This is a genomic window from Stenotrophomonas sp. CS3K5 (genome assembly GCF_059515225.1).
In genome coordinates, this window is the sequence record NZ_JCAKRX010000001.1 from 470,192 (window position 1) to 490,446 (window position 20,255).

At 65.6% G+C, this 20,255-nt stretch carries 18 protein-coding genes and 6 tRNA genes; 6 read left to right on the forward strand and 18 right to left on the reverse strand.

Annotation, left to right across the window (positions count from 1 at the left end):
* Nucleotides 1–128: 128 nt before the first annotated feature.
* From lon to AC5YGJ_RS02220, 9 genes are all read right to left on the reverse strand, one after another.
* Nucleotides 129–2,579, reverse strand: a complete 2,451-nt coding sequence (lon, locus tag AC5YGJ_RS02180; RefSeq protein ID WP_496185583.1) for an endopeptidase La — start codon at nucleotides 2,577–2,579, stop codon at nucleotides 129–131.
* 142 nt (nucleotides 2,580–2,721) lie between these two features.
* On the reverse strand, nucleotides 2,722–4,011 hold the full coding sequence (clpX, locus tag AC5YGJ_RS02185) for an ATP-dependent Clp protease ATP-binding subunit ClpX (protein ID WP_004154600.1): 1,290 nt from the start codon (nucleotides 4,009–4,011) through the stop codon (nucleotides 2,722–2,724).
* 126 nt (nucleotides 4,012–4,137) lie between these two features.
* Nucleotides 4,138–4,764, reverse strand: a complete 627-nt coding sequence (gene clpP, locus AC5YGJ_RS02190) for an ATP-dependent Clp endopeptidase proteolytic subunit ClpP (RefSeq protein WP_019659528.1) — start codon at nucleotides 4,762–4,764, stop codon at nucleotides 4,138–4,140.
* 76 nt (nucleotides 4,765–4,840) lie between these two features.
* A complete protein-coding gene (tig, locus tag AC5YGJ_RS02195) occupies nucleotides 4,841–6,136 on the reverse strand; it encodes a trigger factor (protein WP_249841793.1) in 1,296 nt (431 codons plus the stop codon).
* Between the two features lie 188 nt (nucleotides 6,137–6,324).
* Nucleotides 6,325–6,409 (reverse strand) — tRNA-Leu (locus AC5YGJ_RS02200).
* 110 nt (nucleotides 6,410–6,519) lie between these two features.
* Nucleotides 6,520–6,816: a hypothetical protein gene (locus AC5YGJ_RS02205; RefSeq protein WP_496185584.1), complete on the reverse strand. Its 297-nt coding sequence runs from the start codon at nucleotides 6,814–6,816 to the stop codon at nucleotides 6,520–6,522.
* A 220-nt stretch (nucleotides 6,817–7,036) separates the two neighbouring features.
* A tRNA-Lys gene (locus tag AC5YGJ_RS02210) sits at nucleotides 7,037–7,112 on the reverse strand.
* A 195-nt stretch (nucleotides 7,113–7,307) separates the two neighbouring features.
* Nucleotides 7,308–7,383: transfer RNA gene (locus AC5YGJ_RS02215), tRNA-Lys, on the reverse strand.
* A gap of 79 nt (nucleotides 7,384–7,462) precedes the next feature.
* Nucleotides 7,463–7,539: transfer RNA gene (locus AC5YGJ_RS02220), tRNA-His, on the reverse strand.
* Between the two features lie 672 nt (nucleotides 7,540–8,211).
* On the opposite strand from AC5YGJ_RS02220, the gene AC5YGJ_RS02225 reads away from it, so the two are divergent.
* Complete coding sequence (locus tag AC5YGJ_RS02225) at nucleotides 8,212–9,111, forward strand: hypothetical protein (RefSeq protein WP_496185585.1); 900 nt, start codon at nucleotides 8,212–8,214, stop codon at nucleotides 9,109–9,111.
* Nucleotides 9,112–9,133: 22 nt separating this feature from the next.
* Nucleotides 9,134–9,613, forward strand: coding sequence for a hypothetical protein (locus AC5YGJ_RS02230; protein WP_496185586.1), 480 nt, complete (start codon nucleotides 9,134–9,136; stop codon nucleotides 9,611–9,613).
* Nucleotides 9,614–9,775: 162 nt separating this feature from the next.
* On the opposite strand, the gene AC5YGJ_RS02235 is transcribed toward AC5YGJ_RS02230, so the two are convergent.
* Together AC5YGJ_RS02235 and AC5YGJ_RS02240 are read right to left on the reverse strand one after the other, a co-directional pair.
* Nucleotides 9,776–9,852, reverse strand: a tRNA-Arg gene (locus AC5YGJ_RS02235).
* A 39-nt stretch (nucleotides 9,853–9,891) separates the two neighbouring features.
* Nucleotides 9,892–9,968 (reverse strand) — tRNA-Pro (locus tag AC5YGJ_RS02240).
* A gap of 179 nt (nucleotides 9,969–10,147) precedes the next feature.
* Here AC5YGJ_RS02240 and AC5YGJ_RS02245 point away from each other — a divergent pair.
* A complete protein-coding gene (locus AC5YGJ_RS02245; RefSeq protein WP_309340073.1) occupies nucleotides 10,148–10,906 on the forward strand; it encodes a Bax inhibitor-1/YccA family protein in 759 nt (252 codons plus the stop codon).
* 107 nt (nucleotides 10,907–11,013) lie between these two features.
* Here the strand turns inward: AC5YGJ_RS02245 and AC5YGJ_RS02250 are convergent, their stop codons facing one another.
* The 7 genes from AC5YGJ_RS02250 to grxC form a co-directional block, all read right to left on the reverse strand.
* On the reverse strand, nucleotides 11,014–11,766 hold the full coding sequence (locus AC5YGJ_RS02250) for a sulfite exporter TauE/SafE family protein (protein WP_309340075.1): 753 nt from the start codon (nucleotides 11,764–11,766) through the stop codon (nucleotides 11,014–11,016).
* A gap of 25 nt (nucleotides 11,767–11,791) precedes the next feature.
* Entirely contained in the window at nucleotides 11,792–12,700 is a 909-nt protein-coding gene (locus AC5YGJ_RS02255; protein WP_309340077.1) for a LysR family transcriptional regulator, read from the reverse strand.
* A gap of 53 nt (nucleotides 12,701–12,753) precedes the next feature.
* Entirely contained in the window at nucleotides 12,754–13,497 is a 744-nt protein-coding gene (locus AC5YGJ_RS02260; RefSeq protein ID WP_496185587.1) for a cysteine hydrolase family protein, read from the reverse strand.
* A 175-nt stretch (nucleotides 13,498–13,672) separates the two neighbouring features.
* Nucleotides 13,673–14,083 carry a hypothetical protein gene (locus AC5YGJ_RS02265; RefSeq protein WP_496185588.1) on the reverse strand — a complete coding sequence of 137 codons (411 nt, stop codon included), beginning with the start codon at nucleotides 14,081–14,083 and terminating at the stop codon, nucleotides 13,673–13,675.
* Between the two features lie 130 nt (nucleotides 14,084–14,213).
* Nucleotides 14,214–15,218 carry an isocitrate dehydrogenase gene (locus AC5YGJ_RS02270; protein WP_107229995.1) on the reverse strand — a complete coding sequence of 335 codons (1,005 nt, stop codon included), beginning with the start codon at nucleotides 15,216–15,218 and terminating at the stop codon, nucleotides 14,214–14,216.
* A gap of 321 nt (nucleotides 15,219–15,539) precedes the next feature.
* The gene (locus tag AC5YGJ_RS02275; protein WP_249841800.1) at nucleotides 15,540–15,932 is read right to left on the reverse strand and encodes a carboxymuconolactone decarboxylase family protein; all 393 of its coding nucleotides are present in this window, start codon (nucleotides 15,930–15,932) and stop codon (nucleotides 15,540–15,542) included.
* Nucleotides 15,929–16,219: a glutaredoxin 3 gene (grxC, locus tag AC5YGJ_RS02280; protein WP_049400919.1), complete on the reverse strand. Its 291-nt coding sequence runs from the start codon at nucleotides 16,217–16,219 to the stop codon at nucleotides 15,929–15,931. Before grxC ends, AC5YGJ_RS02275 begins: the two co-directional genes overlap by 4 nt.
* 142 nt (nucleotides 16,220–16,361) lie before the next feature.
* On the opposite strand from grxC, the gene AC5YGJ_RS02285 reads away from it, so the two are divergent.
* The 3 genes from AC5YGJ_RS02285 (at nucleotide 16,362) to phoR (ending at nucleotide 20,252) form a co-directional block, all read left to right on the forward strand.
* Nucleotides 16,362–18,008 (forward strand): M48 family metalloprotease, encoded by a 1,647-nt coding sequence (locus AC5YGJ_RS02285; RefSeq protein ID WP_496185589.1) that lies wholly within the window; start codon nucleotides 16,362–16,364, stop codon nucleotides 18,006–18,008.
* A 116-nt stretch (nucleotides 18,009–18,124) separates the two neighbouring features.
* Nucleotides 18,125–18,814, forward strand: coding sequence for a phosphate regulon transcriptional regulator PhoB (gene phoB / locus AC5YGJ_RS02290; protein WP_005408258.1), 690 nt, complete (start codon nucleotides 18,125–18,127; stop codon nucleotides 18,812–18,814).
* Between the two features lie 106 nt (nucleotides 18,815–18,920).
* On the forward strand, nucleotides 18,921–20,252 hold the full coding sequence (gene phoR, locus AC5YGJ_RS02295; RefSeq protein ID WP_107229993.1) for a phosphate regulon sensor histidine kinase PhoR: 1,332 nt from the start codon (nucleotides 18,921–18,923) through the stop codon (nucleotides 20,250–20,252).
* Nucleotides 20,253–20,255 lie beyond the last annotated feature (3 nt).

A 20,255-nucleotide genomic window follows, 5' to 3' on the forward strand; every position in this document is an offset into this window, starting at 1 on the left:
TCGCCGATTCAGTCATCGCTGACAGCGATCACTCATTCGCGAGTGCTGCTTTTATACCAGCGGCCCTACCCCCACGCAAGGTGGAAAGCCAGCAACGACGCGGGTTTCGGGCCATTGGACAGCGCGCGTCAATGCTTGACGCGCGCGCTTCCACTCGGTTTGGCCTTGCTGCGCACAGTGACGCGCTGCGCACTCTTACGCGCCTTCTTGGGCGCCAGCGGACGCTCCAATGCCAGATCCAGCACCTCTTCGATGTACTTCACTGGCACGATCTTCAGATCGCGGGTGACGTTGGCCGGGATGTCCGCCAGATCCTTGCGGTTCTCCTCCGGAATGATGACCGTGCGGATGCCGCCGCGCAGCGCTGCCAGCAGCTTCTCCTTCAGCCCGCCGATGGCGGTGACGCGACCGCGCAGCGTGATCTCGCCGGTCATCGCCACGTCGGCACGCACCGGCACCCTGGTCAGCATCGACACCAGCGAGGTGACCATCGCCGCACCGGCACTCGGGCCATCCTTCGGCGTGGCGCCGTCGGGCACGTGCAGGTGCACGTCGTGCTTCTGCAGGAACTCCGGATCGATACCGAAACCGACCGCGCGCGAACGCACCACCGACAACGCCGCCGACGCCGATTCCTTCATCACGTTGCCGAGCTGGCCGGTCAGGATCAGTTGGCCCTTGCCCGGCACCAGCGTCGATTCGATCTGCAGCAGGTCGCCGCCCACCTCGGTCCACGCCAGGCCGGTGACCAGGCCGATCTCGTTTTCTTCCTCGGCGCGGCCGAAGTCGAAGCGACGCACGCCCAGGTACTTGTCCAGGTTCTTGGCGGACACGCTCACCAGCGCCTTCTTCTTCGCGCCCTTCTTCGCCTTCGCCGCCGGCTGCGGGCCGGCCAGCGCGATCTCCTTCACCACCTTGCGGCAGATCTTGGCGATCTCGCGTTCCAGATTGCGCACACCCGATTCGCGCGTGTAGTAGCGCACGATGTCCTGGATGGCATCGCTGCCGATCTCCAGCTCTTCCGGCTGCAGGCCGTTGGCCTTGATCTGCTTCGGAACCAGGTAGCGGGTGGCGATGTTGAGCTTCTCATCCTCGGTGTAGCCGGGGATGCGGATCACTTCCATGCGGTCCAGCAGCGGGCCCGGAATGTTGAGCGAGTTCGAGGTGGCCACGAACATCACTTCGGACAGGTCCAGGTCCACTTCCAGGTAGTGGTCGTTGAACGCGTTGTTCTGCTCCGGATCGAGCACTTCCAGCAGCGCCGAAGACGGATCGCCACGGAAGTCCATCGACATCTTGTCGATCTCATCGAGCACGAACAGCGGGTTCTTGCTGCCGACCTTGTTGAGGTTCTGCACGATGCGGCCCGGCATCGAACCGACGTAGGTGCGGCGGTGGCCACGGATCTCGGCCTCGTCGCGCACGCCGCCCAGCGACATGCGCACGAACTTGCGGTTGGTGGCCTTGGCGATGGACTGGCCCAGCGAGGTCTTGCCCACGCCCGGCGGCCCGACCAGACACAGGATCGGGCCCTTCATCTGCTTCACCCGCGACTGCACCGCCAGGTATTCCAGGATGCGGTCCTTGACCTTCTCCAGACCGTAGTGATCGGCATCCAGGGTGTCCTGCGCGGCCTTCAGGTCCTTGCGCACCTTGCTGCGCTTCTTCCACGGCACGCCCAGCAGCCACTCCAGGTAGTTGCGCACGACCGCCGCTTCGGCCGACATCGGCGACATCTGCTTGAGCTTGTTCAGTTCGTTGCGCGCCTTGGCTTCCACCGCCTTGGGCATGCCGGCTTCGGCGATCTTGCGCGCAAGCTCTTCCAGCTCGCCCGGCGCATCGTCCAGGTCACCCAGTTCCTTCTGGATGGCCTTCATCTGTTCGTTGAGGTAGTACTCGCGCTGGCTCTTTTCCATCTGCGACTTCACGCGGCCGCGGATGCGCTTTTCCATCTGCTGCACGTCGATCTCGCCATCGACCAGACCGACCAGCATCTCCAGGCGCTCGCTCACCGCCAGCGTCTCCAGCAGGCGCTGCTTGTCGGCCAGGCGCACGCTGATGTGGGCGGCGATGGTATCGGCCAGGCGTGCCGGCTCATCGATGCCCGACAGCGTCTGCAGCAGTTCCGGCGGCAGCTTGCGGTTGGTCTTCACGTACTGCTCGAACAGCGACATCAGCGAGCGTGCGATCGCTTCGACCTCGCGCGCCTCGCGACCGTCAACGGCGTCGATCTCCACCGCCTGGCCGTGCAGCGAGCCGTTGCGCTCGTCGACGTGGGTGACCTGCACGCGCGACAGGCCTTCGACCAGCACCTTGATGGTGCCGTCGGGCAGCTTCAGCAGCTGCAGCACCTGCGCCAGCGTACCGACCTGGTAGAGGTCGGCCGCATGCGGGTCGTCGGTCTCGGCCGACTTCTGCGCCAGCAGCAGGATGCGCTTGTCCGATTCCATTGCCTGTTCGAGCGCGTGCATGGACTTGTCACGACCGACGAACAGCGGGATGACCATGTGCGGGAACACCACTACGTCGCGCAGCGGCAGGACCGGCAGGTCGAGGGTTTCACTTGGGGAACGGGCCATGGGGGCTCCAGGGAAGGGGAAAACCGCCTCCGGGAGGGCATCTTCCGGAGACAAAAAAAGCCGATGGCCCCGTTATGGGGCCATCGGCTTTCAGATGCAAGGCATTCCTTGAAAATCCTTTCCAATCAACAACCTGGAAGGATCACTCGGCGCCTGCGGCCTTCTGTTCAGGGGCCGCCGGTGTCTGGTAGATCAGGTACGGCTCGGACTTGTGCTCGATCACCGACTCGTCCACCACCACCTTGCTGACGTTTTCCTGCGACGGCAGGTCGTACATGGTGTCCAGCAGGACCGATTCGACGATGGTGCGCAGGCCACGGGCACCGGTCTTGCGCTTGAGCGCCTTGCGGGCAATGGCCGACAGCGCGTCCGGACGGAACTCCAGCTCGACGTTCTCCATCTCGAACAGCTTCTTGAACTGCTTGGTGATGGCGTTCTTCGGCTCGGTCAGGATCTTGATCAGTGCCGGCTCGTCCAGTTCCTCCAGGGTCGCCACCACCGGCAGGCGGCCGACGAACTCGGGAATCAGGCCGAACTTGATCAGGTCTTCCGGCTCGACTTCGGCCAGCACCTTGCCCACTTCCTGCTTGCGCTCGCTGCTCTTGACCTTGGCACCGAAGCCGATGCTGCCCACGTCGGTGGAACGGGCCTGGATCACCTTGTCCAGCCCGGCGAACGCACCGCCGCAGATGAACAGGATGTTCTTGGTGTCCACCTGCAGGAATTCCTGCTGCGGGTGCTTGCGGCCGCCCTGCGGCGGAACGCTGGCCACGGTGCCTTCGATCAGCTTCAGCAGCGCCTGCTGCACGCCTTCGCCGGACACATCGCGGGTGATCGACGGGTTCTCGCTCTTGCGCGAAATCTTGTCGATCTCATCGATGTAGACGATGCCCTGCTGCGCCTTCTCGACGTCGTAGTCGCACTTCTGCAGCAGCTTCTGGATGATGTTCTCCACGTCCTCGCCCACGTAACCGGCTTCGGTCAGCGTGGTGGCGTCGGCCATGGTGAACGGCACGTTGAGCAGGCGGGCCAGGGTCTCGGCCAGCAGGGTCTTGCCCGAACCGGTCGGGCCGACCAGCAGGATGTTCGACTTCGCCAGTTCGACGTCGTCGTTCTTCTGACGGCTCTCGATGCGCTTGTAGTGGTTGTACACGGCCACGGCCAGGGTGCGCTTGGCGCGGTTCTGGCCGATCACGTACTGGTCGAGAACCTCGAGGATCTCGCGCGGCTTGGGCAGCGAACTGCGCGCCGACTGCGCCTTTTCCTCAAGTTCCTCACGGATGATGTCGTTGCACAGCTCCACGCATTCATCGCAGATGAACACGCTCGGACCCGCAATCAGCTTGCGCACTTCATGCTGGCTCTTGCCGCAGAAAGAGCAGTAGAGGATCTTGCCGGTGTCCGTGGAACGACCTTGGCGGTCTTCGCTCATGCTTCGCTTACCCAGTTACCCCACCCGCTGAACGGGGGTTCGATTCGAGAATAGCACAGGGCCGAGGGGACACCAGTCCCGCCCGACCCTGCAGGAACGGAGCCTCCCTGGCCCCGTGAAGGCCGGTCAGCCGGCCTGGATCGACTCATCCGGACGACGCTCCAGCACCTGGTCGACCAGACCGTAGGCCTGGGCTTCAAAGGCGCTCTTGAAGTTGTCGCGCTCGGTATCGCGGGCGATCGTCTCCAGCGACTGGCCGGTGTGCTTGGCCAGGATCTCGTTCAGGCGCGAACGCAGGGTCAGGATCTCACGCGCGTGAATGTCGATGTCGGTGGCCTGGCCCTGATAGCCGCCCAGCGGCTGGTGGATCATCACGCGCGAGTTCGGCAGCGCATAGCGCTTGCCGGCTTCGCCCGCGGCCAGCAGCAGGGCGCCCATCGAGGCGGCCTGGCCGATGCAGGTGGTGCTCACATTCGGCTTGATGTACTGCATGGTGTCGTAGATCGCCATGCCGGCGGTGACCACGCCACCCGGCGAGTTGATGTAGATGTTGATGTCCTTTTCCGGGTTTTCCGATTCCAGGAACAGCAACTGCGCCACCACCACGTTGGCCATGTGATCGTCGATCGGGCCCACGAGGAAGATCAGGCGCTCCTTCAACAGGCGCGAATAGATGTCGTAGGCACGCTCGCCGCGGCTGGTCTGCTCGACCACCATCGGAACCAGGTTCAGGGCTTTGGTTCGGTTGTCCATTACGTGAGGTACCTGTCTTGGGGGGAAACAACCCCGCGCCGGCAACGGCGCGGGGGATGCGGTGATCCGCCCAGGCTTACTGGCGGATCGCGTCCTGGAACGACAGCTTCTCTTCGGTGTGCTGGGCACGCTCGGCGATCCAGTCGATCACCTGCTCTTCCATCACACGGTTCTGCAGGCCAGACATCAGCTGGGGGTCGTTGCGGTACATCTCAATGACCTGTTCCGGCTCTTCGTAGGTCGAAGCGATCAGACGCATCGTTTCGTTCAGGCGCTTGGGTTCCAGGCGCAGATCATTGGTGCGGGCCACTTCACCCACCACCAGGCCGACCAGCACGCGCTTGGCAGCCGCGTCCTTGAAGCCTTCGTGGGCGTCGGCCGGGATCTCACCGACGTTCTGGCCGTTGCGGCGGATCTGCTCGACCTGCTGGGCCAGCATGGCGCGGGCTTCGTTGTCGACCAAGCGCGGCGGCATTTCCACCGAGGAGTAAGCGGCGATCAGCTGCTCACCCACTTCGCGGCGCAGGCGGTTCATCAGCGCGCCCTTCAGCTCACGCTCCAGGTTGGCGCGGATGTCGCTGCGGAACTGCTCGACGTCGCCGCCCTTCACGCCGAAGCTCTTGATGAAGGCTTCGTCCACCGCCGGCACGACCGGCTCGGACACTTCAGTCACCTTGACGGTGACCTGCACGGTCTTGCCCGCCAGCACCGGCACGCGCCAGTCCGCCGGGAAGTCGACGTCCAGGGTCTTCTCTTCACCCTTGGCCAGGCCGACCAGACCCTTCTCGATGGTGTCGAACATCATGCCCTGGCCGAGCACGATCGAACCCTTCTCGGTGCCTTCGGCCGGCAGGCGCTCTTCGCCGGCCTGCGACCAGGTCTCCACGGCCACCAGGTCACCGTCCTGCGCGCCACGGCTGACCGGGGCCCAGGTACGGCGCTGGTTCTGCAGGTTCTCGATCATCTGGTCGATGTCAGCGTCGCTGATCTCGGCGGTGTGGCGCACCACTGTCAGCTTGCTGACGTCGAGGTCGCCGAAGTCCGGCACCACTTCCACGGTGGCCACGAAGGAGAATTCACCCTCCTCGCCCTTGTCGATGCGCGGGCTGCCGACGATGCGCAGGTCATGCTCACGCACGGCCGCGTCGAAGGTTTCGCGCAGCAGGCCGTCCAGCGCCTCGCCACGGACCTGCGCGCCGAAGCGCTGCTCGATCACCTTGGCCGGCACCTTGCCCGGACGGAAACCCTTGATGCGGGTGGTACGGGCGATTTCGCCCAGGCGGCCGACGATGTGGCTCTGCAGACGGTCTTCCGGCAGCGAGAAGCTCAGGCGGCGTTCCAGGTTGCCGGTGGATTCGATCGAAGCTTGCATGTTGACTCCTGCCACCGGTGGCCCAGGCCCCCGGCTCGATGATGGGATGAAACGGTTGTAAGGACACGACGTCTGGGACGCGCCTGCTTGCCGCAGCCCTTTAGTTTCGCCCAATTCGGCGTGCACTGCCAGCGCGTGCCGGTCAAGGGGGCGCCGATGGCCCAATCAGGGCGGGGACAGGCCGGCACTGGTGCGAAAGGGGGGACTCGAACCCCCACGCCTTGCGGCACTGGAACCTAAATCCAGGGCGTCTACCAATTCCGCCACTTTCGCGTGGCCGGCACAGGCGTTCATTGTCGCAGGCGGACGCAGGAAGCGGAAGGCCTGCACAAAGCTGAATATGCCGTCCCGGGCGGCCGGCAGCCGCCCGGGACGCTGATGGATCAGGGCTGTCGGGGTTCGGCCGGCGCCGCGCCAGCGCCCTGCCCGTCCGCTGCGTCCATCTTGCGGATCTCAACACCGCCGTCATCGGTCCGGCGCATCTGCACCGCCCCGGACGGCGCCGCCCCCTCCATCGGCGCGGTCGGCTGCATCGGCATCACCTCCCCGGCCGGAGCAGCCGGAGCACTCTGCGCAGCGGCATCATGTCCGGCAGCCTCACTCCCAGCCTCACACGCGGTCAGCGCCACCAGTGCGAACGGCAACAGCAGCGCCAGGCGCAGTCGATTGAAATCAGCCATCAGGATGGTCCTCCATGCATGCGCCATCGGCGCGGAACCACCATTGGGTGCGATGCAGGAGGCGCTGCGGTGAGAAGCAGCGCACAGCATTGAAAACACCGATGACGCGTATGCCCCGGGTTTCATCACCGCTTCAGTAGATCCACGCCATGCGTGGATGAAGGCCAGCCAGATGCGCGGGCAAGAAAAAAGCCACTTGGTAGACCAAGTGGCTTTCGTCTGGTGGGCTGTCAAGGATTCGAACCTTGGACCTATTGATTAAGAGTCAACTGCTCTACCAACTGAGCTAACAGCCCGAAATCGGGGCGCGAATTATGACCCGATCCGCTCGGTGGGCGCAAGCACTATTTTCAACATCGTTGAAACCAGCACTGCGATCCCGCTGCTGCGGCAGATCCACGCCAGGCGGGGTCTGCCGCGTGTGATCCAACAAAAGGAAGGAGTCACACTTAAAGAAAAAAGCCACCTGGCGTACCAGGTGGCTTCCGTCTTGGTGGGCCGTCAAGGATTCGAACCTTGGACCTATTGATTAAGAGTCAACTGCTCTACCAACTGAGCTAACGGCCCGTGAAACTCAGACGCACATTGTAGCGTGCATTCTGTTTATTGCAATACCGTTTCGGCTGCGCCGAAGCGGTTGAAACAGTGGGGTGGCTGAGGGGATTCGAACCCCCGACCACCGGAATCACAATCCGGTACTCTAACCAACTGAGCTACAGCCACCACTGAAACGCTTGCTCCCTCGCCGAAGAGGCTGGCGTTGGAACCTTGATGCTTTGCAACCGGGTGGAACCAGAAGTCCGTCCCCCGAAGCGAGTCCGGCATTTTCCGGGAGTCGCGAAGGAATTGCAAGCGTTTCTTCACATTGATGTGCAGGCACCCGCATCAGCGATGCGTGGCCACAATTTCGCACCCTGTGCCGCGAACGGTCAGCGGCGCCAGCCGCGTTTCTGCTCTGCGGCGACCCACAACATCGCGCGTGTTCTCCACTCTCCTGCGGCCAGGTGTGGACGCAGTGCGATGCACGCCTACGTCATTGGCCACGCATGGTCGGAAACGCGCGGTCCGGTGATGGACGCGGAAACGGATCGGCCATCCAGACAACACGACACACGGCTGTCCACCCACCACTTTGTGGCATTGCGCCGCAGCGCACGGACGGCCCGCCACCGCAACACCTCCGACGCCCAATTCCGGGCGCCAGCCCCCGATCCTCATCGGCGAGCTGACGCGTGAACAATAGATGAACGAATAGTGAACGGATCGCGAATGACAGTGGGGGAGGTCCGCTCATGCACCGTTAGCAGCGGGACATGGAAGGCGAGGCGGACGTTTGAAACCCTGTCCCGTCCGGCAACGAAGGTGAAACACCAGATGAGAAAACGGCTAATCGGAGTGATCGCACTGGCAGCGGTGCTGACAGTGGCGGCCATTGCACTGTTCGTCCACCTGCAGCAGGCGCCTGCAGATGCCATGCACGCGGATGCAACCAGACGCATCGGCCCGTCGCAGGAATCAACCCGGCAGGCGCAGCCGCCAGGCTCCGGTGCGGCAACCGCACAGCGGCTTGAGAGGGACAGCAGGATCCCGCCCGGCTCGTACACCGCAGTGGGACCCAAGGCCTACCAGATCACCCGGGCACACGAATTCCGCCCTGCGGGCGATGCACTCGCCCACGTCAGGCAACTGATGCTGCGCTCCGACGCCGGCGATGCCACGGCAACCTACGAGATCCATCTGACCATCGAGCAGTGCCAGACCTTCACTTCGGACCGCGCCGACGTACTGGCTGACTCGGCCGCCAGCGTCGGTGCGGGCGGCTGGTTCCTGGAACGATCCGAGCGCCTGCTCAAGGAGTGCGAATCGCTGGCGCTGGAGCGTGACATCTACCACACCGATTGGCTCTCCAAGGCTGCTGCCATGGGCTCGCAGGAAGCCATGCGCGCCTACTCGCTCTCTCCCGAGAAGGTCATCGGCTCACTGGATGACGCCATTCGGGATCCGGCCCGGCTCAGCCAATGGAAGGAGACCGCGCTCAACTATCTCGATGCACTGGCTGCACAGGGAAACATTTCCGCACTCGGTGATCTGGAAAGAGCGTACGCCGCCGGCAGCTTCACCCAACCCGACCCTGTGCGCGCCTGGGCATACGCGCGCGCGTTGCAGAGGGTCAACCCGCGCCTGGTCACCCATGACGATCTGATGCGCTACGAGAAAGACCTGACTCAGGAGGAGAAGGCCAACTCACGAACCCTTGCTGAAAACATCTATCAGAACTGTTGCATCCTGAAATAGGGGAAAGGAAAACATGAAAACTGTGGGAATCAAGGACACTCCAGGGTTTCGAACGAAGCATCTTTCGATCCTGCTCGGCGCACTGGTACTCCTGACTGCCTGGGAGGCGTCTGCGGCCAATCGCGGCGTTCTCAACTGCAGCGAGTGCACGGTCACCGTACCGAATCCGGATGAAGCAACGTATCGCGTGCTGTCCCGGGAGCGTGAGCGCCTGAGCCCCTCGAGCGGGACCGTGTGGCAGGTCGCGAACCGGATGAAGCCCGGCGACACCCTGACGGTGTGCAATGGCATTGTCTGCGCGGACTACACCCTGCGCTACAACCAGGTGTTCGACAGTGGCACGGTTGTTTCCACCGTCCTGCCGCCCCCTGCACGTGGCGGCGGTGGTGGTGGTGGTGGCGGCGGCGGCGGCGGTGGTGGCGGCAGCGGCCCGATCGGCGGCGGCTGCCACGGCAACTGCGGTGGCGGCAGGGTTGATGTGGGCGAACTCGAGCAGCTGTGATCCACGCGGGGCACTGCAACGCAGTGCCCCGCCAGGACGCAGAAAGGCCAGCGCACCGCGCTGGCCTTTTTTGTTGCCCACGATGTCGCGATCCGCGCATCCCCGGTGTTCCCCGGAGAGGCTCCGCCAGCATCAAGATAATCTATAAACCATTGATTCCAATGGCGCGCCCGACAGGAATCGAACCTGTAACCGCCGGCTTAGAAGGCCGGTGCTCTATCCAGTTGAGCTACGGGCGCCCGAACCGGAACGGTGTCCAATCCGACGTGATGTGGGATTGGTCGGGGTAGAGGGATTCGAACCCCCGACATCCTGCTCCCAAAGCAGGCGCGCTACCAGACTGCGCTATACCCCGGTCTTGCAATCCCCTCGGGCGGGCCCGGGGAGCTGGTCATTGTCGCCAAGCGCATTGCGAACTGTCAACGCGGGCAGCGCGACGCAGGCGCCGGCAACAGCGCCGTGCGCGGTCATCGGCTATGCTCGCGGTGATCGGCCGGATGGCCGTCCAGACCCTCATTCGCACGGAGAACGCGCATGCGCAGCGGCAACCCGGCTCTTTCCGAGTCGACTTTCCTCGACCTCGCCAACGGTTCGGTGGTGACCCGCCCCGACCAGGTGATGACCCTCAACGGCACCGCCAACAAGACCGGCATCCTGCTGCTGTTGACCGTGCTGACCGCCGCCTTCGCCTGGAACCAGTCGGTCGACGCGTACGGCCAGATGACCGGCGCTGCCGGCCTGTACGCCATGGGCGGCGCGATCGGTGGCCTGGTGCTGGCGCTGATCACCATCTTCAAGAAGGAATGGTCGCCGGTCACCGCGCCGATGTACGCACTGGTCGAAGGCCTGTTCCTGGGCGCGGTCTCGGCCCTGTTCAACATGAAGTACCCGGGCATCGTGTTCCAGGCCGTGCTGCTGACCTTCGGCACGCTGGCCGCATTGCTGATCGCCTACCGCAGCGGCGTGATCAAGGCCACCGAGAACTTCAAGATGGGCGTGGTCGCCGCCACCGGGGGCATTGCCCTGCTCTACCTGGCCTCGTTCGTACTCGGCTTCTTCAACATCAACGTGCCGGTGATCCACGACGCCAGCTGGCTGGGCATCGCCTTCAGCCTGTTCGTGGTGGTAGTGGCCGCACTCAACCTGGTGCTGGATTTCGACTTCATCGAGACCGGCGTGGCCCAGCGCGCGCCGAAGTACATGGAATGGTATGGCGCATTCGGCCTGATGGTGACCCTGGTCTGGCTGTATGTGGAGTTCCTGCGACTGCTGTCGAAGATCCAGCAGCGCTGAGTCCTGGCGTGCCGTAAACGACAAGCCGTGATCCACAAGGGTCGCGGCTTTTTCGTAGCGTCGAGCTTGCTCGACGCTACGGAGCAGGATCCCATGACCTTCCACAGCTACCGCCCGGCCAGCAGCACCGGCAGTGACGACGCCAGTAGCGCGATGCCGGAAGCGGTCAGCAGGCTCAGCACGACCTGCCGGAAACGCGCTTCACTGATGCCGATGTAGACCCGCGCGCCCAACAGCGTCGGCACCAGCATCGCCGGTGCCACGATGGCGAAGTACGGCAGCATCTGCCGCGTCACCAGGCCACTTCCGACATAGGTGGCCATGGTCACTGCCAGCATCGCCAGATTGAAATTCTGGATGACCGCACGCTGCTCGTCCTTGCCGAAGCCCCGCAGCGTGCTCCACAGCGTCGGCACCGGTCCGGCGAAACCGCCAATGCCGCTGAGCACACCCCCGGCCATGCCTGCGATCGCATCGCCCACGCGGCCGCCGACGGTGACCGGCGGCAACGACCGCGCCATCAGCATCACGGGGCACCACAGTGCCAGGAAGCCGCCCAGCAGCGCCTTGAACCAGTCCATGTCCAGCTGCGGCAGCACCATCACGCCCATCGGAATGCCGGCCAGCCCGCCCAGCACGAACGGCAGCAGCAGGCGCAGGTTGAAACCGCGGCGCACGGTGAACACCGCCACCAGTTGGCCGACCAGCGCGCCGAACACCGACAGCGTGGCGGCCAGGCGCGGCTCCAGTCCCCACGCCCAGAACGACATCGCCACCATGCCGAAGGCGAAGCCGGACAAGCCCTGCACGAATCCAGCGACGATCGCGCCGAGCGCGACCAGCAGATACACCGACTCCATCACCACCTCGGTTGCAGATGCGCGGCTACCCTGCCGCGCCCACCTGGGCAGCGTAGTGCGCTGCGAGGTGCTCGACCAGCACGCGCACTTTCGGCGCCAGTGCACGTGCATGCGGATACAACGCGAAGTAGCGGCGCTGCCCGGCATGCCAGGCCGGCAACACGCGGATCAAGCGGCCCGCGCGCAGGTCCTCCTGGACGGTCAGTGCAGTGAACAGGCTGATGCCCATTCCGGCCAGCGCGGCGGCATACAGCGCGGGCGTGGCATCCACGCGCAGGCGCTGGCCGGCCTCGATGCTCACGCTGGCACCGCGCGGCCCCTGCAGCTGCCAGGGCGGCATTGACGGGGTGGGACTGAATCCCAGCAGCGTGTGTTGTTCGAGATCCGCAGCCTGCCGCGGCAGACCATGACGTGCCAGATAGACCGGCGCAGCCACCAGGATGCGCGGACAGCTGGCCAGTTCGCGCGCGACCAGCTGGCTGTCCGGCAACGTGGCGGCGATGCGCAGGGCCAGGTCGAAGCCACCACCGACCACATCCACCAGCTGGTCATCGGCCGACAGGTCCAGCGTCACCTGCGGGTAGCGCTGCAGGAATGATGGCAGCCACTGCGGCAACTCCTGGCTGGCCACCACCTGCGGCACACTGATCCGCACGGTGCCGCTGGGCTGCGCCTGCCCGGCGCGCGCGCGGTCATCGACTTCCTGCAGGCGGTCCAGCAGCGCGCCGGCCTCCCGGTAGTAGTCGCGTCCGGCTTCGGTCAATGACAACCGTCGGCTGTTGCGATCGAGCAGGCGAACCTGCAGGTGCTCTTCCAGCTGGCGCAGCTGCCGTGACATCGCCGAGTGCGTGGTGCCCAGGCGCTCGGCGGCGGCGGTAAAACTGCCAGCATCAACGATGGCGCGCAGCGCGCGCAGAGCGGCAAAGTGGTCCATCGGTGGTCGGCTCCACAGGGCGGGGCCCGCGACGTGCGGACCCCGCCAGCTTATCAAGCGCCGTTGCCGGCCTTGCGCACCGGCAGCGCCAGAATCGCATCGGTACGCATGACATCACCGAAGGTGTCCTCGATCTGCGCCAGCGAGGCCTCGTGCAGCACGCGATGATCGATGCGACCGCCATTGGCCAGGTCCAGGTCACGGCTGGCACTGGCATCGGAGGCCACGATCACCCGATAGCCGCGCGGCGCAGCGGCCGCATCGCGCGCGGCACCGGCCACGCAGGCGTGGGTCTGCAGACCGGTGACGATCAGCGTGTCGATGCCGGCGTCCTTCAGCACCGTGTCGAGCACCGCGGCCGAGCTGCCAGCGAACACGCTGACGTTGTCCTTCTGCACCACGGTCTCGCCCTTGCGCGGCTGCAGGTCGCGATGGAAGGCCGCATTGACGCTGCCCTGTGCAAACAGCGGCGCACCGGCCGGCAGCACGTGCTGCACGTGGATCACGCGGATGCCGTTGGCGTCGGCAAATTCGACCACCCGCTTGGCCTGGCGCAGCGCAGCCACGCCATCGGGGATGACCATGCGGCCACCGGCAAAGCCCGATGCGGCGCTGGCATCGAAATACTCGTTCTGGAAGTCGATCACCAGCACGGCGGTCTTCGCTGCATCCAGCGCGGCCACCGACGGCGCGCCGGCCATGTGGCGGATGGTGGGGTGGGATGGCTCGACGGCGGCAACCGGGGCAGCGGCGGCCATGCCGATCAGGCTGGCCAGGCCAAAGGCGGTGAGGTTCATGTGCGGATTCCTGTGCGATGGGTGTGGGGCACAGGATGCGGAGCGCCTGACGCACGAACCAGCCATGTAACAGCACATGATCTGTGCGAAAAACGCACTGTAGAGTCGAGCCGTGCTCGACTGCTTCTGCTTTTCGTCCGGGGCCCTTGAAAGCAAGGCCAAGCATGGCCCGACGCTACGGGGTCAGCTTGACCCCATTGAGTCGCACGATCATCGCGTGGTCACGACCCAGCACCACTTCGGCAGTATTGCTGCCCGCGCGCACGGCACTTGCAAGGCCTGCCGGATACCTCACGGGGACGTCGGCCAGCGTCTGCACATGCTGGGCCGGAGAGATCCTGCTCCTGATCACGAACGCCGCACAGTTGCCTTCGAGCAGATACACAGGCAATCCTGCCGGAAATTCGACCAACCGCAGGATGCGCGCCTCGCTCTCCCGCATGCTGCGGAGGGGCGCCCCATGCGTGCGCAGGCGGCGTAGCGCGCGCTGAGCGCGGGACCACGGCCAATAGAAGACGGCGTAGATGGCCACGCCGATTGCATAGACGGCAACGGCCGCCACGACCCACACGGCCGCCTCAGGCATCTGAAAAACCCTGCTGGTGAAAAGCCACAGTTAAAAGCGCAGACGGGCCGTACAAGGACGGCCCGTCTTCAACCCATGCGGGCACGGACTGGACATCGCTAAGACGATCTCCAGCCGGAACGCCGGCCGCTTACAGGCGGCTGGCGATGGCCTTGGCGAAGCTCATGGTGGTGCCGGTGCCGCCCAGGTCGCCGGTCAGCGAGTCCTTGGCTTCCATGGTGGCGACGATGGCCTTGCGCAGGCGCTCGGCGTTTTCCGGCTGGCCGACGTGGTCCAGCATCTGTGCGGCTGCCAGCAGCAGCGCGCACGGATTGGCCTTGCCCTGGCCGGCGATGTCCGGCGCGGTACCGTGCACGGCTTCGAAGATCGCCGCGTCCTTGCCGATGTTGGCACCCGGGGCCAGGCCCAGGCCGCCGACCAGGCCGGCGCACAGGTCGGAGATGATGTCGCCGAACAGGTTGGTGGTGACGATCACGTCGAACTGTTCCGGACGCATCACCAGCTGCATGCAGCAGTTGTCGACGATCATTTCCTGGAACTCGATGTCCGGGTACTGCGCGGCCACTTCACGGGCGACGTTCAGGAACAGGCCCGAGGTCGACTTGATGATGTTGGCCTTGTGCACCGCGGTGACCTTCTTGCGGCCGACGCTGCGGGCCAGCTCGAAGGCGTAGCGCACGATGCGCTCGGAGCCCTTGCGGGTGATGCGGGTGCCGGAGAAAGCGGTCTCGCCATCGGCCGACACTTCCTGGCCTTCGGCCAGGTAAGCGCCTTCGGTGTTCTCACGAACGGTGATCAGGTCGACATTGTCGAAACGCGACTTGGTGTTCGGGAAGGTGTGGGCCGGACGCACGTTGGCGTACAGGTCGAAATGACGGCGCAGGCTGACGTTGATCGAGGTGAAGCCACCACCGACCGGGGTGGTCAGCGGGCTCTTCAGCGCCACCTTGTTGCGCGCGATCGATTCCAGGGTCACCGCCGGCATCAGGTCGCCGTGCTTTTCCAGGGCCACCAGGCCGGCGTCGGCATCTTCATACTCCAGGCCAGCGTTGAGCTGGTCGAGCACGAACAGGGTGGCGTCCATGATTTCCGGGCCAATGCCGTCGCCGCGGATGACCGTAATTTTCTGCGTCATTGATCGATGTTCCGAACAGGGGGAAAAACGCCGTCCGGACGTGCCCGGAAACGCCGGCGCAAAGGAAGTTTCACCGGCAATTATGCCTTACCCGGCTCAGAGACCCCAAATAGGCAATTAGTCCGAGCCGGGTAAGGCAGAATTGCCCGCCCATTCCACCTTATCCCCGCGCCTGTCGGCGCGCCCCCTTGAACAACAAGGGGGCTCCTGGGCTGCTGGATCGCGGGGCAGGCCCCCTCGCCGGCCCGGTAGTGCCGGCCGCTGGCCGGCATTGCCTGAACCCGGCATGGTCGGGGTTGCCGGCCAGCGGCCGGCACTACCTCAGTGCTCGTGCGCTGCCGGGGCGGCGGCGCCGCCCTCGAGCTGGTCGAGGAAGTCGACCGCGCGGCGCAGGTGCGGAATCACGATCGAGCCGCCCACCACCAGGCCGACCGAGAAGGTCTCGAAGAACTCTTCGCGGCTCACCCCGGCGTCCTTGCACTGGGCCACGTGGTAGCTGATGCAGTCATCGCAGCGCAGCACCATCGAGGCCACCAGGCCCAGCAGCTCCTTGGTCTTCACGTCCAGCGCGCCGGCCTGGTAGGTCTGCGTGTCCAGCGCGAAGAAGCGGCGCACCACCTGGTTGGGTTCACCCAGGATGCGCTCGTTCATGCGCTTGCGGAAGTCGGTGAACTCGGCGATGCGGTCCTTGCTGCCGTCGTCGGCCGCGCTCATGCCTGGCCCTGCCCGGCCAGCAGCGGCTCGAGCTTGCCTTCACGGTGCAGGGCCATCATGTCGTCGTAGCCGCCGACATGGACGTCGCCGACGAAGATCTGCGGCACGCTGGTGCGGCGGGTCAGCGCCATCATCTTCTCGCGCTCGACCGGGTCCAGGTCGATGCGGACCTCGGTCCACTGCTGGCCCTTGCTCTTGAGGAAGTTCTTGGCGGCCACGCAGTAGGGGCAGACGGCGGTGGAATAGATGGTGATGGCGGGGGCACCGCCGGCGGTCTGGGCTGTCACGGGAAACTCCACGATGGATCGACGGTCTACATATGGTACCGGTGCGCTGGAATTTCCACGCCACGGCCGCAACACTGTGGATTAACGAATGGTTGCCCCCTGCCCTGCCACGCTGGGCGGGCCCCGCCCGAGGACCTTCTGCTTGCGAGCCCTGCTGCTGACTACCGCCGTCACCCTGACCCTGGCCATGCCGCTGGCCCGGGCCCAGGAGAAGCTGCCCGACATCGGCTCTTCGGCCGGCGAGCTGCTGACCCCGGCGCGCCAGGCCGAGTACGGCGCGATGATGCTGCGCGAGCTGCGCAACTACGGTTACCTGCTGGATGATCCGCTGGTCAACGACTGGCTGCAGACCATGGGCACCCGGCTCGGCTCCAACAGCGACCAGCCGCGCCAGCCCTACACCTTCTTTGTGATGAAGGACCGCCAGATCAACGCCTTTGCCACCCTGGGCGGCTACATCGGGGTCAACGCCGGCCTGGTGCTGACCGCCGAGCGCGAGGACGAGGTGGCCGCGGTGCTGTCCCACGAAATCGCCCACGTCACCCAGCAGCATGTGCTGCGCGGGGTCGAACGTGCCCAGCGCGACCAGATCCCGATCCTGCTGGGCATGCTGGCGGCGGTGGTCGCCGCCCAGGCCAGCAACAGCAGCTCCTCGGGCAACGCCACCATGGCCGCGATCAGCTCGGGCATGGGCCTGATGCAGCAGCGGCAGATCAACTACACCCGCTCCAATGAGTCCGAGGCCGACCGCCTGGGCATCCGCACCCTGTCGCGCAGCGGCTACGACGTGGATGCGATGGCCGGCTTCTTCGAGCGGATGTCGGCAGCGATGCGTGGCAACGAGGGCGGCTACAGCGTGCCGGAGTTCCTGCGCACCCACCCGGTCAACATCACCCGCATCAGCGAGGCCAAGGCCCGCGCCGAGCAGATGAAGAAGGACACGGTGCTGCTGACCACCACAACGCCGACCGGCGAGCGCAGGGAACGGGTGGACCCGGCCGACCCCGGCCTGGCCGAACCCCTGTTGCGCGGCAACAACCCGTTGCTGCCGGCCAGTGTGCTGCGTGTCCCGATGGGGCAGCTCAGCCGTGGCGCCAGCGGCGACTTCGACTGGGCACGTGAGCGCCTGCGCGTGCTCAGCGCCGACTCGACCCCCGAGCTGGAGCGCGAATATGCCGACCTGGCCAAGCGCCAGAAGAACGGCCTCAATGACGCACAGCGCTACGGCCAGGCCCTGGCGGTGATGCGCGGTGGCCGCAGTGGCGCCGGCCAGGCCCGGCAGACGCTGGCCGGCCTGTTGCAGGACCATCCGGGCAACCTGTGGCTGGCCCTGGGCCTGGGTGAGGCCGAGTCGCGGGCGGGCCAGGCCGCGCAGGCCAACAGCCGGTTCGAGCAGCTGCTGCGCGAGCACCCCAACAGCCGCCCGGTGGCGCTGACCTATGCCGAGATCCTCAACGAACAGGGCAACCCCGACGCCGGCAAGCGTGCCCAGGCCATGCTGCGGCCGTTGCTGTCGCAAAGTGGTAACGATCCGGTCTTCCAGCAGCGCTACGCCCGCGCCAGCGAGCTGGCCGGTGACAGCGTGCGGGCCAGCGAGGCCTATGCCGAGGCCGCCTTCCTCAGCGGGCGCCCGGAGCAGGCGCTGATGCAGCTGCAGGCGCTCAAGCGCAACCCGGCCCTGGACTACATCGGCCGCGCCCGGGTGGATGCGCGGATCGAGGCGATCACCCCCACCGTGCTGGAACTGCGCCGGCAGGGCGTGCAGGACCCGGATCTGGACCGCCGCTGAGCCGCGCATGACCGGCCGATGGCAATCGCGGCCGGTTCCGGCCGGGTAGTCACAAACATGTCATCAAACCGTAGTCTACTGGCACCACTCCAGTAACCGAGCCCTACGGTGTCCTCGTGCAGAAACGCATCCTGATCGTCGACGACGAGCCCGCGATCCGTGAAATGGTCGCCTTCGCCCTCCGCAAGGGCGATTACGAACCGGTCCACGCCGGCGATGCCCGTGAGGCCCAGACCGCGATCGCCGACCGCGTCCCCGACCTGATCCTGCTGGACTGGATGCTGCCCGGCACCAGCGGCCTGGACCTGGCCCGTCGCTGGCGCAAGGAAACACTGACCCGCGAAGTGCCGATCATCATGCTGACCGCCCGCGGCGAAGAGAACGACCGCGTCGGTGGCCTGGAAGCCGGTGTCGACGATTACGTGGTCAAGCCGTTCTCGGCGCGCGAACTGCTGGCCCGCATCCGCGCGGTCATGCGTCGTGCCCGCGAGGACGATGAGGATGGCAGCGTGGCGGTCGGCCCGATCCGCATCGATGGCGCTGCCCATCGCGTGTTCGCCAACGACCAGCCGGTGCCGATCGGCCCGACCGAGTACCGCCTGCTGCACTTCTTCATGACCCACCCCGAGCGCGTCTATACCCGCGCCCAGCTGCTGGACCATGTGTGGGGCGGCAGCGTGTATGTGGAAGAACGCACCATCGATGTGCACATCCGCCGCCTGCGCAAGACGCTGGAACCGTTCAACGCCGAAAACATGGTGCAGACCGTGCGCGGCGCCGGTTACCGCTTTTCCACGGCCACCTGAGTCTCGTCGTGCCGGCGCCGCGCACCCGCGGGTGCCGGTGCCGGCAACTCTGCTATAACCCTCGGTTCCCCCCAGTGAACCGCCGCACCTCAACGACGAGATCGCAATGCCCCGCCACATCCGCTCTGCCTGGTTGAAGACCCTGGCCACCGTTGCCGCGGTACTGCTGTTCGCCGGACTGGTGGGGTGGTTCACGGGCCACCTGTGGTTGTGCATCGCGCTGGGCGCACTGGCCACGCTGGCCTGGCATTACTGGCGCCTGCGCAGCGTGCTGCGCCGGCTGACCGCGCGCCAGCGCTGGGACACCGCCGAAGAAGGCACCGGTGTCTGGAACGAGCTGGACCGCCTGCTGTACCGCAACCAGGTGGAAATGCGCGTGCGCAAGCGCCGCCTGCTGGACATGCTGCGCAGCTACCGCGCCGCTGCCGCCGCGCTGCCCGATGCGGTGGTGGTGCTGGACCGCAACAGCCAGCGCGTGCAGTGGTTCAACGAAGCGGCCACCGCTCTGCTCGGCCTGCACCATCCGGGCGACCTCGGCGAGGCGCTGGTCGAACGCCTGCAGCCGATGCCGCTGGCGCATTGGCTGGCCGGCGGCCGCAATGCCGAGCCGATCCTGGACGTGCCCTCGCCGGTCGATCCGGCGATCCGCCTGAACCTGCGCCTGATTCCCTATTCCTCCGATTACTGGCTGCTGATCGCCCGCGATGTCAGCAAGCTGCTGCGCCTGGAGCAGGTGCGCCGCGACTTCGTGGCCAACGTTTCACATGAGCTGCGCACGCCGCTCACCGTGGTGCACGGCTACCTGGACATGATGGACCCGGAGGATTTCCCGGGCACAGGTCCGATGCTGGAAGAAATGCGCAAGCAGAGCCAACGCATGGCCCAGCTGGTGGAAGACCTGCTGACCCTGTCGCGGCTGGAATCGCAGGAACACAGCGAGGAGGAGACCGTGGCCATGCAGCCGATGCTGGCCACGCTGCGCCGCGAGGCCGAAGCGCACAGCCAGGGCCGCCACCAGATCAGCATCGACGATCTGGCCGGTGTCGACCTGCAGGGCTCGACCAAGGAACTGCACAGCGCCTTCTCCAACCTGGTCACCAACGCGGTGCGCTACACCCCGGCCGGCGGCCGCATTGCGGTCGAATTCCGCCGCGAAGGCGACGGCGCGGTGCTGGCGGTGCGCGACTCCGGCTATGGCATTCCGGCCAACCACCTGCCGCGCCTGACCGAACGCTTCTACCGTGTTTCCAGCAGCCGTTCGCGCGAGAGCGGCGGTACCGGCCTGGGCCTGTCGATCGTCAAGCACATCCTCGGCCTGCACCATGCGCGGCTGGAGATCGAAAGCGAAGTCGGCAAGGGCTCGGTGTTCTCCTGCCATTTCGATGCCGACCACGTGCGCCCACGTGAGTCCGCCCCCCTGACCACCATCGAAGAATGACGC